Annotated in this window: 21 protein-coding genes and 3 pseudogenes; all 24 read right to left on the reverse strand. The window is 30.7% G+C overall.

The window, feature by feature from the left end:
• Positions 1-247 precede the first annotated feature (247 nt).
• Positions 248-1,528, reverse strand: a pseudogene (gene secY / locus Q0X98_RS05345) (preprotein translocase subunit SecY).
• A 9-nt stretch (positions 1,529-1,537) separates the two neighbouring features.
• Positions 1,538-1,991, reverse strand: a pseudogene (gene rplO / locus Q0X98_RS05350) (50S ribosomal protein L15).
• On the reverse strand, positions 1,991-2,506 hold the full coding sequence (gene rpsE, locus Q0X98_RS05355) for a 30S ribosomal protein S5 (RefSeq protein WP_297681954.1): 516 nt from the start codon (positions 2,504-2,506) through the stop codon (positions 1,991-1,993). The pseudogene rplO and the gene rpsE overlap by 1 nt, the downstream one beginning before the upstream one ends.
• A gap of 2 nt (positions 2,507-2,508) precedes the next feature.
• On the reverse strand, positions 2,509-2,865 hold the full coding sequence (gene rplR / locus Q0X98_RS05360) for a 50S ribosomal protein L18 (RefSeq protein WP_297681955.1): 357 nt from the start codon (positions 2,863-2,865) through the stop codon (positions 2,509-2,511).
• Positions 2,865-3,404, reverse strand: coding sequence for a 50S ribosomal protein L6 (rplF, locus tag Q0X98_RS05365; RefSeq protein ID WP_028036900.1), 540 nt, complete (start codon positions 3,402-3,404; stop codon positions 2,865-2,867). The genes rplR and rplF overlap by 1 nt, the downstream gene beginning before the upstream one ends.
• The gene (gene rpsH, locus Q0X98_RS05370) at positions 3,404-3,799 is read right to left on the reverse strand and encodes a 30S ribosomal protein S8 (protein ID WP_297681956.1); all 396 of its coding nucleotides are present in this window, start codon (positions 3,797-3,799) and stop codon (positions 3,404-3,406) included. The genes rplF and rpsH overlap by 1 nt, the downstream gene beginning before the upstream one ends.
• Before the next feature lie 11 nt (positions 3,800-3,810).
• On the reverse strand, positions 3,811-4,116 hold the full coding sequence (gene rpsN, locus Q0X98_RS05375) for a 30S ribosomal protein S14 (protein WP_023648438.1): 306 nt from the start codon (positions 4,114-4,116) through the stop codon (positions 3,811-3,813).
• A 2-nt stretch (positions 4,117-4,118) separates the two neighbouring features.
• Complete coding sequence (gene rplE / locus Q0X98_RS05380) at positions 4,119-4,673, reverse strand: 50S ribosomal protein L5 (RefSeq protein WP_297681957.1); 555 nt, start codon at positions 4,671-4,673, stop codon at positions 4,119-4,121.
• Positions 4,673-4,918: a 50S ribosomal protein L24 gene (gene rplX / locus Q0X98_RS05385; protein ID WP_028036897.1), complete on the reverse strand. Its 246-nt coding sequence runs from the start codon at positions 4,916-4,918 to the stop codon at positions 4,673-4,675. The genes rplE and rplX overlap by 1 nt, the downstream gene beginning before the upstream one ends.
• 1 nt (position 4,919) lies before the next feature.
• Positions 4,920-5,288 (reverse strand): 50S ribosomal protein L14, encoded by a 369-nt coding sequence (rplN, locus tag Q0X98_RS05390; protein WP_008544079.1) that lies wholly within the window; start codon positions 5,286-5,288, stop codon positions 4,920-4,922.
• Positions 5,288-5,524, reverse strand: a complete 237-nt coding sequence (gene rpsQ, locus Q0X98_RS05395; RefSeq protein WP_023648435.1) for a 30S ribosomal protein S17 — start codon at positions 5,522-5,524, stop codon at positions 5,288-5,290. The genes rplN and rpsQ overlap by 1 nt, the downstream gene beginning before the upstream one ends.
• Positions 5,517-5,708 carry a 50S ribosomal protein L29 gene (gene rpmC, locus Q0X98_RS05400; RefSeq protein WP_297681958.1) on the reverse strand — a complete coding sequence of 64 codons (192 nt, stop codon included), beginning with the start codon at positions 5,706-5,708 and terminating at the stop codon, positions 5,517-5,519. Before rpmC ends, rpsQ begins: the two co-directional genes overlap by 8 nt.
• A 1-nt stretch (position 5,709) precedes the next feature.
• Positions 5,710-6,120 (reverse strand): 50S ribosomal protein L16, encoded by a 411-nt coding sequence (rplP, locus tag Q0X98_RS05405; protein WP_023648433.1) that lies wholly within the window; start codon positions 6,118-6,120, stop codon positions 5,710-5,712.
• Positions 6,120-6,801, reverse strand: a pseudogene (gene rpsC, locus Q0X98_RS05410) (30S ribosomal protein S3). The gene rplP and the pseudogene rpsC overlap by 1 nt, the downstream one beginning before the upstream one ends.
• Positions 6,785-7,183 carry a 50S ribosomal protein L22 gene (gene rplV / locus Q0X98_RS05415; RefSeq protein ID WP_028036894.1) on the reverse strand — a complete coding sequence of 133 codons (399 nt, stop codon included), beginning with the start codon at positions 7,181-7,183 and terminating at the stop codon, positions 6,785-6,787. Before rplV ends, rpsC begins: the two are co-directional and overlap by 17 nt.
• Before the next feature lie 2 nt (positions 7,184-7,185).
• Positions 7,186-7,482 (reverse strand): 30S ribosomal protein S19, encoded by a 297-nt coding sequence (gene rpsS, locus Q0X98_RS05420; protein ID WP_297681959.1) that lies wholly within the window; start codon positions 7,480-7,482, stop codon positions 7,186-7,188.
• Complete coding sequence (gene rplB / locus Q0X98_RS05425) at positions 7,482-8,324, reverse strand: 50S ribosomal protein L2 (RefSeq protein ID WP_297681960.1); 843 nt, start codon at positions 8,322-8,324, stop codon at positions 7,482-7,484. The genes rpsS and rplB overlap by 1 nt, the downstream gene beginning before the upstream one ends.
• Positions 8,325-8,327: 3 nt before the next feature.
• A complete protein-coding gene (gene rplW, locus Q0X98_RS05430) occupies positions 8,328-8,621 on the reverse strand; it encodes a 50S ribosomal protein L23 (protein ID WP_297681961.1) in 294 nt (97 codons plus the stop codon).
• Between the two features lies 1 nt (position 8,622).
• A complete protein-coding gene (gene rplD, locus Q0X98_RS05435; RefSeq protein ID WP_297681962.1) occupies positions 8,623-9,246 on the reverse strand; it encodes a 50S ribosomal protein L4 in 624 nt (207 codons plus the stop codon).
• Positions 9,246-9,956 carry a 50S ribosomal protein L3 gene (rplC, locus tag Q0X98_RS05440; protein WP_297681963.1) on the reverse strand — a complete coding sequence of 237 codons (711 nt, stop codon included), beginning with the start codon at positions 9,954-9,956 and terminating at the stop codon, positions 9,246-9,248. Before rplC ends, rplD begins: the two co-directional genes overlap by 1 nt.
• Before the next feature lie 2 nt (positions 9,957-9,958).
• Positions 9,959-10,267 carry a 30S ribosomal protein S10 gene (rpsJ, locus tag Q0X98_RS05445; RefSeq protein ID WP_023648425.1) on the reverse strand — a complete coding sequence of 103 codons (309 nt, stop codon included), beginning with the start codon at positions 10,265-10,267 and terminating at the stop codon, positions 9,959-9,961.
• Between the two features lie 2 nt (positions 10,268-10,269).
• Positions 10,270-12,348 carry an elongation factor G gene (gene fusA, locus Q0X98_RS05450; RefSeq protein ID WP_297681964.1) on the reverse strand — a complete coding sequence of 693 codons (2,079 nt, stop codon included), beginning with the start codon at positions 12,346-12,348 and terminating at the stop codon, positions 10,270-10,272.
• A 6-nt stretch (positions 12,349-12,354) separates the two neighbouring features.
• Positions 12,355-12,825 (reverse strand): 30S ribosomal protein S7, encoded by a 471-nt coding sequence (rpsG, locus tag Q0X98_RS05455; RefSeq protein WP_028036888.1) that lies wholly within the window; start codon positions 12,823-12,825, stop codon positions 12,355-12,357.
• Positions 12,825-13,196 carry a 30S ribosomal protein S12 gene (rpsL, locus tag Q0X98_RS05460; protein WP_023648422.1) on the reverse strand — a complete coding sequence of 124 codons (372 nt, stop codon included), beginning with the start codon at positions 13,194-13,196 and terminating at the stop codon, positions 12,825-12,827. The genes rpsG and rpsL overlap by 1 nt, the downstream gene beginning before the upstream one ends.
• Positions 13,197-13,324 lie beyond the last annotated feature (128 nt).

Below are 13,324 nucleotides of genomic sequence, written 5' to 3' on the forward strand. Positions count from 1 at the left end.
TGTCTCTTAATTTCTGAGGATTCAACCATTAGTTTTTTAATCAACGTTAGTTAACAATTTCATCGATAACAAATTTACCTTCATTCATGATATTTGCTCTATTTCTTGACCTATTTCAGAATTATTTTTAATTTCTTCTCTTAGAAGATCGCCTGTAGAAACTTGAAAATTATTTAGTTTTTTAACTAGATTACTTTGATTGAGTGCCTTTACCTGCGCCTGGAGGCCCAAATAAAATAATATTCACTTATTTACCAAATTTTGTTTTCTTGATTAATTGTTCATATTGAGAACTCATTAATCTTGTTTGAATTTGTGTCACCGTATCAATTGCAACAACTACAACAATTAAAATTGAAGCACCACCTAAATAAAAAGGTATTGGATAATTTGCAATTAAAAATTCTGGCATTAAACAAACTAATGTTAAATATAATAGCACCTATTGTTGTTAATTTAGTTGATATATTTTGAATATAAATGCTGTACTTTCACCAGGTCTTATTCCTGGGACAAAACCTCCATATTTTCTTAAATTATCAGCAGTTTCGGTTGGATTGAAAGTTATTGATGTATAGAAAAAAGTAAAAAATATTATTCCAGATGCATACAGCAACATGTAAAGGGGCTGACCTTGGGTAAAATAAGAACTTAAATTTAAAAAAGTATCATTGCTTGAAAAAGAAAAATTTGAAAAAGTTACTGGTAATAAAAGTAACGCAGAAGCAAAGATTGCTGGGATTACACCAGCTTGGTTAATTTTAAGTGGTAAATGAGATGACTCACCACCATACATTTTGTTACCCATTTGTCTTTTAGGGTAATTAATTAAAATTTTTCTTAACGCTCTTTCCATAAAAACTACAAATAAAATTGTAGCAACTAGTAGAACAAAGATAGCTAAAATCATAAAAGTTGATACAGCTCCTGTTCTGCCAAGTTCAAAAGTTGTAACTAAAGCTCTAGGAATTTCAGCCACTATACCTGCAAATATTATTAAAGAAATACCGTTACCAATTCCTCTTTGAGTGATTTGTTCACCTAACCACATTAAAAATATTGTTCCAGCTACAATAGTTGTAACTGTTGTAATTTTAAAAAAAGCACCAGGATTTATTACAAGGTTTGCTGACGATTCTAAACCAACAGATAAACCATACCCTTGAACAGTTGCTAATAATACAGTTCCATATCTTGTAATTTGACTTATTTTTGCTCTTCCAGTTTCGCCCTGCGCTTTTAAATTTTTAAAATATTCAGAAACACCGGTCATTAGCTGAACAATAATTGCTGAAGAAATATAAGGCATTATTCCTAGCGCAAATATAGCCATTCTACTGACAGCACCACCAGCAAAAACGTTGAACATTCCCAGTAAACCTTTTTGGTTACCGTCCATCATTATCTTAAGTTGCTCAGGATCTATACCAGGTAATGGTACAAAAGTTCCAAATCTATAAACAGCTAGAATAAAAATAGTAAATAGTATTCTATTTCTTAAATCGTTTGATGATGACGATGCACTCATTGAAATTTATTATTTTTTCAATTGAATAGATCCACTAATTTTCTCTAGTTTCTCTATTGCTGATTTAGATGCTAAATCTGCCTCTATGTTAACTTTATCTTTAATCTCTCCAGTTCCAAGTATTTTAAGTTTTTGAGAATTTTTATTAATCAGTTTAAGTTTTTTAAGTAATTCCATATTTATAGTATCGCTAGGGATTAATAGTTTTTTCGTTTATGAAAGATTGAATTTTTTCAAGATTCATTATTGCTATATTTGTTCTAGATATAGGATTAAAACCTCTTTTAGGTAATCTTCTATACAATGGCATCTGTCCACCTTCAAAAGCTTTAATAGCAACACCAGATCTAGATTTTTGACCCTTAACACCTCTTCCAGAAGTTTTGCCTTTACCAGATCCAATACCTCTGCCAACACGCATTTTAGATTTATTAATTTTATCCTTAGTGTTTAAAGTTATCATTATCCTCTTTTCTCAACTATTTCAGAAATCTTTTTATTTCTAATTGCTGAAATTTGTTTTGGTGAATTTTGTTTCAACAATGCTTTCATGGTAGCTCTAATAACATTATGAGCGTTAGAAGTACCCATTGATTTTGCAACAATATCTTTAACCCCTAAAACCTCACATACAGCTCTAACAGGACCACCTGCAATAATGCCAGTTCCTTTAGATGCGGCTCTTAATATAATTCTACCTGAGCCATCTTTTGCTTTAACATCATGATGAATTGTTCTCCCCTCTCTTAAAGGTATGTGAATTAATTTTCTTCTAGCAACTTCATTAGCTTTTTTAATTGCATCAGGTACTTGTTTTGCTTTTGCATGAGCAATACCAATTTTACCTGCCTGATTACCAACTACTACGAGCGCTGAAAAACCAAACCTACGACCACCTTTTACTACTTTTGTAATACGATTAATATGAACTAGTTTTTCTAAAATATCGTCAGTTTTTTTATCTTTAAAATTTTCCATAATTAAAATTCCATTCCATTTTCACGTAAGGTTTCAGCAAATACTTTAACTCTGCCATGATATCTATAAATACCTCTATCAAAGTAAATTTTTGTAATTTTTTTTTCTTGGGCTTTTTTTGCTAACTTCATTGCAACTATTTTAGAAAGTTCAGTTTTGTTAACTTTTTCTCCTGACTTAATATCCTTTTCAACAGATGAAGCAGATAATAATGTAACTTTATTAACATCATCAATTATTTGTGCAGAAATATTTTTTGATGATCTAGAAATACATAGTCTGAATCTATCTTTAGATGCAACTTTTTTAACTTTATTGCTAACTCTAAATCTTTTTCTAATGTTTGTATTTAGTTTCATTATTTTTTCTTTCCTTCTTTTTTAAGAACATATTGTCCTTTTTCACGTATTCCTTTACCTTTATAAGGTTCAATCTTTCTATATGTCTTAATTTTAGAAGCAACGGATCCAACTTGTTGCTTGTCTGATCCAGATATCTTTAAAGTTGTTTGTTTTTCAACTTCAATTTTAACACCTTCTGGAATGTCGTAATTAATGTCATGACTGTATCCAAGTTGAAGATTTAGCTGTTTTCCTTTTAAGGCTGCTCTATAACCAACTCCAACTAATTCTAGTGTTTTTTCATAACCAGTACTTGAACCAATTACTGCATTGTTAATCAAACTTCTGTTCATTCCCCAAAGTCTTTTTGAATTCTGATCTATTTTTTTTGGTTTAATAGATATTTCTTTTCCCTCTTTAATGTCTAGATTGAACATCTCTAAATCAATGCCAATAGATTTTTTTCCTAAAGGCCCTTCAATATTTATAATGTTTCCAGCCAAAACTACTTTTACTTTTTCAGGGATTGAAATACTTATTTTACCAATTTTAGACATTAAAATACCTTACAAATTATTTCGCCACCAACACGTTGTTTTCTTGCATCTATATCTGTCATTACACCTTTGGGCGTAGAGATAATAGCAATACCTAATCCATTATTTACTTTTGGTAAACTTTCGGCACTAGAAAAAATTCTTCTGCCCGGTTTTGATACACGTTCAAAAGCACTAATAACAGGATTTCCTGAATAATACTTAAGCTCTAAAGATAAAGTTGGTTTATTATCTTCGGCAGCTATCTTAAAATCTTTAATAAAGCCCTCGTTTTTAAGAATATCAGCAATTTTTGTTTTAAAATTTGAAGATGGTAATGCTACTTTTTTATGTTTTCTAGCTTGAGCATTTTTTACTCTTGCTATCATATCTCCAATTGGATCACTTAAACTCATAATTTTCCTTTCTACCAGCTTGACTTAGTCATTCCTGGAATTAATCCAGCTAAACCTAAGTCCCTTAAAGCTATTCTTGATATTTTTAATTTTCTATAAACCCCATGAGGTCTTCCAGTAATTTTGCATCTGTTCATCACTCTAGTTTTTGCTGAATTTCTTGGCATTTGAGATAATTTTTGCTGAGCTTTAAATCTTTCTTCTAAAGGTAATTTTTTATCCATAATTATCTTCTTTAAACTTTGTCTTTTTTTATAAAGTCTGTCAGAAAGTTTAATTCTTTTATCGTTTTTGTTTACAGCGCTTACTTTAGCCATGTTTAATTGTCTCCTTTTTTAATAAATGGAAAATTCATTTTTTCTAATAAAGCAAATGCATGATCTTTATTTAAAGCTTTAATTACAACTACTATATCTAGACCACGTACTTTATCTGCTCTGTCAAAACTTACCTCAGGAAAAATAATATGCTCCTTTACACCAAATGTATAATTCCCAAATTTGTCAAATCCTTTTGGTGACAGTCCTCTAAAATCTTTAATTCGAGGTAAAGCTATATTTACCAATCTATCAATAAATTCGTACATTTTATTTTTTCTAAGTGTTACTTTTAAACCAGCATTTGAACCTTTTCTTGTTTTAAAGTTTGCAACTGATTTTTTAAATTTTGTAATTACAGGTTTTTGTCCAGTAATCTTTCCCATATCTTCTTCTGCAGCTTTTAGAATTTTTGCATCTGCTCCATCAAGTCCAAGACCCATATTCAAAACTATTTTTTCAATTCTAGGTGCCATAAAAATATTTTTCAGACCTAAGCTATCTTTTAAGGCTGGTTTAATTTCTTTACTGTAAATTTCTTTTAATCTAGGTGTCATTATTTTTTAGCCTCTGTTTTTTTTACAGCTTTTTCATCAATTAATTTAAGATTTGATATATGAATAAAACTTTCTTTTGATACAATTCCACCTTTTTTCTCTTTGGTCGTTTTTACGTGCTTTTTAACCATATTAATTTCTTTAACTTTTGCTCTGTTATTAGGTCTATCAATTTCAATAACTTCACCTTCTTTTTTTTTATCTTTACCCGTTAAAACTCTAACTTTTAAACCCTTTTTAATCATTTTATAAAACCTCCGGTGCTAATGAAATTATTTTCATTTGTCCTCTACTTCTTAATTCTCTAGTTACAGGTCCAAAAATTCTTGTTCCAACCGGTTCACCTTTATCATCAACTAAAACGGCAGCATTATTATCAAATTTAACTTTTGAACCGTCATTTCTATGAATTCCTTTTTTAACTCTTACTACTACTGCTTTATGTACTGTACCTTTTTTTACTTTACCTTTAGGTATTGCCTCTTTTACAGCAATCACAATAGTATCACCAATACTAGCATATCTTCTTTTAGACCCACCAAGAACTTTTATACATTCTATTCGTTTAGCACCCGTATTGTCTGCTACCTGTAACTCTGTTTGTACACCAATCATTATTTTGTATTCTCCATTACTTGGAATTTTTTATTTTTTGAAAACGGCTTGCTTTCTATAATTGAAACCTTATCACCTGTTTTAAAGGTATTATTTTCGTCATGAGCATTGTAATTTTTTCTTACTTTAATTACTTTTTTAAGTACAGGGTGCGAATATTTTCTCTCAACCATTACAGTTATAGTTTTGTTTGGTTTGTCACTTATAACAACTCCAGTTAATATTTTTTTAGGCATTAATTTTTCCTTTTAATATAGTTTTTAATCTTGCAATTGTTTTCTTTGTTTCACCAATTTTTGCTGGGTTTGTTACTTGTGAATTCATTTTTTGAAATCTAAAATTAAAAAGATCTTTTTTTAATTTATCAATATTTTTAATCATTTCGTCTTTAGATAATTTTTTGATTTCTTGTTTTTTCATATTAAGCAAACCTCTTAATAGTTTTAGTTTTAATTGGTAATTTGGCTGATGCTTTATAAAGAGCTTCTTTTGCTATTTGTTCTGACACTCCATCAACTTCAAATAAGATTCTTCCCGGTTTAACTCTGCAAGCAAAAAATTCAGGATTTCCTTTACCTTTACCCATTCTAACTTCGATAGGTTTTTTTGATACAGGTATGTTTGGAAATACTCTGGTCCATACTCTTCCTTGTCTTTTCATATGTCTAGTTAATGCTACACGTGCAGCTTCAATTTGTTTTCCAGTAATTCTTTCTGGTTGTAGAGCTTTCAAAGCAAATGCACCATAATTGATAGAACTTGCTCTTGTAGCAGTCCCATGGATTCTTCCTTTGTGAGCTTTTCTCCATCTAGTTCTAACTGGTTGAAGCATTATTCTTTACCGTCTTTTGCTATTGCTTTGTTAGTTTCTTGACTAAATTCTCTTGCAAATACTTCGCCTTTATAGATCCAAACTTTAATACCAATAATTCCGTATGTTGTTAAAGCCTCTGCTTCAGCATAATCAATGTCTGCTCTTAAAGTGTGAGATGGTATACTTCCTTCTCTTAACCATTCAGTTCTTGCTATTTCGTTTCCACCAAGTCTTCCACTAATAGAAACTTTAATTCCTCTTGCCCCTAATCTAATACAAGATTGCATAGATCTCTTCATAGCTCTTCTGTATGAAATTCTTTTTACTAACTGTTGAGCGATATTTTCTGCAACTAAATAAGCGTTGGTCTCAGGTTTTTTTACTTCTTTTATATTTAAAGCAACTTCATTAGTTGTAAATTTTGATAAATTATTCTTAATTTTATCAATATCACTTCCTTTTTTTCCAATAACAAATCCAGGTCTAGAAGTGTAGATAGTTACATAGCATTTATTAGATGTTCTCTCTATCATCACTTTTGATACACCAGAATTAACTACATTTTTTTTGATATAATCTCGTATTTTAAAATCTTCAATTAGATAATTTCCAAAATCTTTCTTTCTTAGCATACCAAACAGAGTCCCAGCCTCTATTGATACCTAATCTAAAACCTACAGGATTAACTTTTTGTCCCATGACTCTCCATTTGTTTAACTTCTGATAAAATTATAGTTACAGTTGACCAAGGTTTTAAAATTGGCGCAGCTCTACCTTTTGCTCTTGGTCTAAATCTTTTCATTACAATTTTCTTTCCACAGTAAGCTTCTTTGACAACTAAATTATCAATATCATATTGAAAGTTGTTTTCAGCATTTGCAACTGCAGAACTTATTGTTTTTCTTATATCTTTGCTAATTCTTTTAGCTGAGAATTGTAAGTCTCTAATTGCTACATCTACTTTTTTTCCAACAATACTTTTTAAAATAGGATTAAGTTTTCTAACACTAGTTCTTATACTGTTGTTAACAGATTTTACTGTATCTACTTTTTTTCTATTTTTTTTCTTTGTCTTATTCATATTTATTTTTTAGCTGCTGTTGCAGGTTTGGCTTTTTTATCTGCTGGTGTATGACCATAAAAAGTTCTTGTAGGTGAAAATTCACCCAATTTATGTCCAACCATGTCTTCTGAAATAGTAATTGGTATAAATTTTTTACCATTATAAATCTGAAAACTAACCCCAACAAAGTCAGGTAATATTGTAGACTTTCTTGACCATGTTTTAATGGGAATTTTTTTTGGATCATCTTTATATTTATCTACTTTTTTCATCAAACTTTCTTCAACAAAAGGTCCTTTCCATACTGATCTAGCCATTATTTTTTAGTATCCTTCCTTTTGTTTCTTCTTTTAACAATAAATTTATCTGTTCTCTTGTTATCTCTTGTTTTTAATCCTTTTGCAGATTGACCTGTTGGTGAAACTGGATGTCTTCCTCCAGCTGATTTACCTTCACCACCACCATGAGGGTGATCAACAGGGTTTTTCACAACTCCTCTTGTATGCGGTTTTCGTCCAAGCCATCTTGATCTTCCTGCTTTACCAATTTTAATATTTTTTTGATCTGGATTAGTTAATGTTCCAATAGTAGCTAATGATCTAGAATCAATCTTTCTTACTTCTCCTGATGCTAGTTTAATTAAACTGTAATTTCCGTCTAATCCGCTAATAGTAACGGAAGAACCTGCAGATCTAGCAATTTTACCACCAGCACCTGGTTGAATTTCAACGTTATGAATATTTATACCCACTGGAATATCCTGTAATGGCATGCAATTTCCAACTTTAATTTCTTTTTTAGAACCGTTTTCAATTTTATCACCTGCTTTTATTTTTTGGGGTGCTAAATAGTAAGCATGAGAACCATCTTCAAATTTTACTAACATAATGTAACATGATCTATTTGGATCATATTCAATTCTTTCAACATTAGCTTCCATGTCAAATTTTTTACGATAAAAATCAACATGTCTGTACATCTTTTTATGTCCACCAGATCTATTAATATTAGTTATATGTCCATTATTATTTCTTCCCTTCATTGCATTTTTTGGAGATACAAGTGCTTTGAAAGGTTTACCTTTCCACAAACCAGTTCTATCAACTAAGATAGTTCCTCTAGTAGATTTTGTATAAGGTTTAAAAGTTTTAAGTGCCATTTATTAAATACCTGTCGTTAGATCAATGCTTTGACCTTTTTTAAGTGTTATTATTGCTTTTTTAAATCCAGAAACTCTAACTTTTTTTCCTCTGGTTATTTTAGTTCTGTTCTGTTTATTAATGATATTAATTTTAGTCACATTTACTTTGAAAATCTTTTCAATATTTTTTTTCAGATTTGTTTTGTTTGCTCCAGCAGGAACTTTAAAAACAATTTTGTTTTGTTCTGATAAATTCGTTGATTTTTCAGTAACCATCGGAGAGACAATTTTATCGTATAAATGTATTTTATCCATTTTAAGAATATCTCTTTTCTAGTTCTTTTACTGAGCTTTCAGTAAAAACAACTTTTTTAAATTTTATAATATCATAAGAACTAAAATGATTAACATCAGTTACTTTAACATTGGGAATATTTCTTGCTGACTTTTCAATTTTTTCCTTAGAAGCTTTATCTAAAATAATTAAAGAATGAGTTATTTCAAGTTTATGAATAATTGCACTCATTTCTTTAGTTTTTTTAATTTCAGTTTCAAAGTCATTTAAGATTAATAGATTTTTGTTATTATTTTTTTCTGTAATTAAAGAAGCAACACTTAATTTTTTTTCATTTTTATTTAGTTTTCTTTTTTTATAAGCAAGTTCACCTTTAGGTCCGTGAGCTATACCACCACCAACAAATATAGGTGCTTTTCTACTTGCGTGTCTTGCTCCACCAGTTCCTTTTTGAGCATAAATTTTTGATGTAGGTCCGCTTACTTCATTTTGTTGTTTTGTTTTGGCATGTCTACCTTTATAATTAGCATTTGTTTTATACAAAACACTACTAACTAATTTACTATTAATTTTTGCAGAAAAAATTTTATCTAAAACTTCAATAGTATCTTTTTTTCCATCAATGCTTATTTTTTCTAATTTCATTATTTTTTCTTTTTATCAGGGGTTTTTTTAGCCTCTTCTGCAGCTGCTATTTTCTCTGAAATTGTCATTTTATTTATATTCTTTACGGACTGTCTAACTACCACTTCTGTATTTTTTGATCCAGGAATTGATCCTTTTAGATATAACAGCTCATTTTCTAAATCAGTTTTAATAATCTCAATATTAAGCATAGTTCTAAGTCTATCACCCATATGTCCAGCCATTTTTTTTCCTTTAAATACTTTACCAGGGTCTTGACTATGTCCAGTTGAACCGTGAGCCCTATGTGAAACAGATACACCGTGACTGGCTCTTAAACCACCAAAGTTCCATCTTTTCATTGCTCCAGCAAAACCTTTTCCTATAGTTTTAGATCTTGTATCGACAAATTTTGTGTCTTTAAATATTTCAAGGCCAAACTCATTGCCTTCTTTATAAGTTTCTGTATCTTTAACTCTGAATTCTTTAAGTTTCTTTTTGGCTTCAGTATTTTTCTTAGCATAAAAGCCCTTCATAGCTTTTGTAAGTTTGGAATTTTTAATTTTTCCATAACCAAGTTGTACTGCCTTGTAGCCTCTTTTTTCTTCATCAATAACTTGGATAACTCTAGCCTTTTCAACTTTAAGTACAGTCACAGGAACAAGCTGACCAGTTTTATAAAACTCTCTAGTCATTCCTATTTTTTTTCCAATTAAAGCAATCTCAGTCATAACTAAATTTTAATCTCCACATCAACACCTGAAGCAAGATCAAGTTTCATTAAAGCTTCTACTGTTTGTGGTGTTGGTTCTATAATATCAATTAATCTTTTGTGAGTTCTTGACTCAAATTGTTCCCTACTTTTTTTATCAATATGTGGGCCTTTTAAGACCGTATATCTCTCAATTCTTGTTGGTAATGGAATAGGTCCTTTAATAGTTGCACCAGTTCTTTTAACAGTATTTACAATTTCCTCTGTGGAAGCATCTAAAATCTTGTTGTCGTATGCTCTAAGCTTAATTCTAATATTTTGTTTTTCCATAATTATCCTGCAATTTTTTTAGTTACTTCGTCCTGAACATTTTGAGGTACTTTTGAGTAATGATCAAAAAACATTGAATATTGTGCTCTACCTTGAGACATAGATCTTAAATTATTAATATATCCAAACATGTTTGCTAATGGAACCATGGCTGTAATTACTGTAGCATTACCTCTTTGTTCTTGAGTGCTAATTTGTCCTCTACGACTATTTAAATCACCTATAACATCGCCCATATAATCTTCAGGAGTAACAACTTCCACTCTCATAACAGGCTCTAAAAGTTTTAGTGTTCCCTTTGTACACGCTTCTTTAAAACAGGCTCTACCTGCAAGCTCAAATGCAAGAACACTTGAGTCTACATCGTGATGAAGACCATCTAAAATAGTTACTTTGTAATCAATCATTGGAAATCCACATAGAATTCCGTTGTCTGAAACTGTTTCTATTCCTTTTTCAACACCTGGTATAAATTCTTTAGGAATAGCACCACCTTTAATTTTACTTTCAACAGATCTTCCTGCACCGGGTTCTTGAGGCTCAACAAGAAGTTTAACTTTTGCAAATTGACCAGCACCACCACTTTGTTTTTTGTGTGTGTACTCTACTTCTGAAGCATTTTCTAAGGTTTCTCTATAAGCAACTTGTGGAGCACCAACATTAGCTTCAACTTTAAATTCTCTTTTCATTCGATCAACAATTATATCTAAGTGTAATTCACCCATACCTTTAATAATTGTTTGACCAGACTCTTCGTCAGAAGTAACTCTGAATGATGGATCTTCTTTAGCAAGTCTGCCTAAAGCTTCACCCATTTTTTCTTGGTCAGCCTTTGTTTTTGGTTCAACAGCAATTTCGATAACAGGATCTGGGAATTCCATAGGTTCTAATAAAACAGGTTTCTCTTCATCACATAATGTGTGACCTGTTATGGTATATTTTAATCCAGCTAATGCTACTATATCTCCAGCGTTAGCTTCTTTAATATCTTCTCTAGAGTTAGCATGCATCAACAACATTCTTCCAACTCTTTCTTCTTTTTCTTTTGATGAATTATAAATTCCTGTTCCAGTTTTTATAGTACCTGAATAAATTCTTATAAATGTTAAAGAACCAACAAAAGGGTCGTTTGCAACTTTAAAAGCTAAAGCTGAAAAAGGTTGAGTATCTTCAAATTTCATTTCCATTTCATCTTCAGAACCTGGCTTAGTTCCTTTAATAGATCCAATATCAATTGGGCTTGGTAAATAATTAATTGTAGCATCAAGCAATGGTTGCACACCTTTATTTTTAAAAGCAGAGCCTGTCGTAATTGGTACAAAACTAAAATTTAATGTACCTTTTCTTATACATCTTACTAAATCTTCTTCTTTAATCTCATCACCATTCAAATAAGCTTCCATTAATTTTTCATCTTGTTCAACAGCAGTTTCAACTAATTCTGTTCTATATTTTTGAGATATTTCCTTTAAATCTTCTGGTATATCTTTATATTCCCATTCTGCACCTAGAGCTTCATTTTTCCATACTTGTGCTTTCATTTTAACAAGATCTACAACACCTGAAAGTGATGCTTCAATTCCAATTGGTATTTGAATTGGTAATGGTTTACATCCCAATCTATCTCTAATCATATCAACACATCTAAAAAAATCTGCACCAGTTCTATCTAATTTATTAACAAAACAAATTCTTGGAACTTTGTATTTATCTGCTTGTCTCCAAACAGTTTCAGACTGAGGCTCAACACCAGCAACACCATCAAATACACATACAGCACCATCTAAAACTTTAAGTGATCTTTCAACTTCAATAGTAAAGTCTACGTGGCCAGGTGTATCGATAATATTAATTCTATGATCATTCCAGAAACAAGTAGTTGCTGCAGAAGTAATTGTAATTCCTCTTTCTTGCTCTTGCTCCATCCAATCCATAGTTGCAGCACCATCATGTACTTCACCTATTTTGTGGCTCTTACCTGTGTAGTATAAAATTCTTTCAGTAGTAGTAGTTTTGCCTGCATCGATGTGAGCCATGATCCCAATGTTTCTATATTTATCTAATGTATGAGTTCTAGCCATAATTTATTACCATCTAAAATGTGCAAAGGCTTTATTAGACTCAGCCATTTTATGCACATCCTCTCTTTTTTTAACTGCAGCACCTTTTTTTTCATAGGCATCAAACAGTTCATTAAAAATTTTATCTGACATATGTTTGTCTTTTCTTTTTCTTGCAGAATCTACCAGCCATCTAATAGCTAAAGCCTGAGCTCTTTTGCTTTTTACTTCAACAGGGACTTGATATGTAGCTCCACCAACTCTTCTAGATCTAACTTCAACAGTTGGTTTAATATTATTAATAGCTTCGTTAAAAATATTTATTGGTTCATCTTTTGATTTAGTTTTAATTTTATCTATTGCATCATAAACTATTTTAGCCGCAACACCTCTTTTACCGTCGTACATTATATTATTTATTAATTTAGGTATAATAGTTGAATTAAACTTTGGATCAGGAACTACATTTTTTTTAGGTTGAGTTTTTTTTCTAGACATTATTTACCTTTTTTTGTTCCGTATAAAGATCGTCTTTTTTTTCTATTAGCAACGCCTTGAGTATCAAGATTACCTCTTAAAATATGATAACGAACACCTGGCAAATCTTTTACTCTACCACCTCTTATTAATACTACTGAGTGTTCTTGAAGGTTATGACCTTCACCAGGAATATAAGCTGTAACTTCAAAACCATTTGACAGTCTTACTCTTGCAACTTTCCTTAATGCAGAATTAGGTTTCTTTGGAGTTGTTGTGTAGACTTTTACACAGACACCTCTTTTTAAAGGTTGCTTTTGTAACGCTGGAACCTTGTTCCTGGTTAACTGTTTAACTCTTTTTTTTCTTAACAACTGATTAATAGTTGGCATAAAATTTTTAAAATTAATTAATTTATTTTTAGATGAAAATAACTGACAGGTTATTTTGTGGCAGCGTTTAGTACTATTAGCAGGTACTACATTCCAACCAAAAACATGGCCAAAATACTTATTAATCT

The organism is uncultured Candidatus Pelagibacter sp., from assembly GCF_943788075.1.
Lineage (GTDB): Bacteria > Pseudomonadota > Alphaproteobacteria > Pelagibacterales > Pelagibacteraceae > Pelagibacter.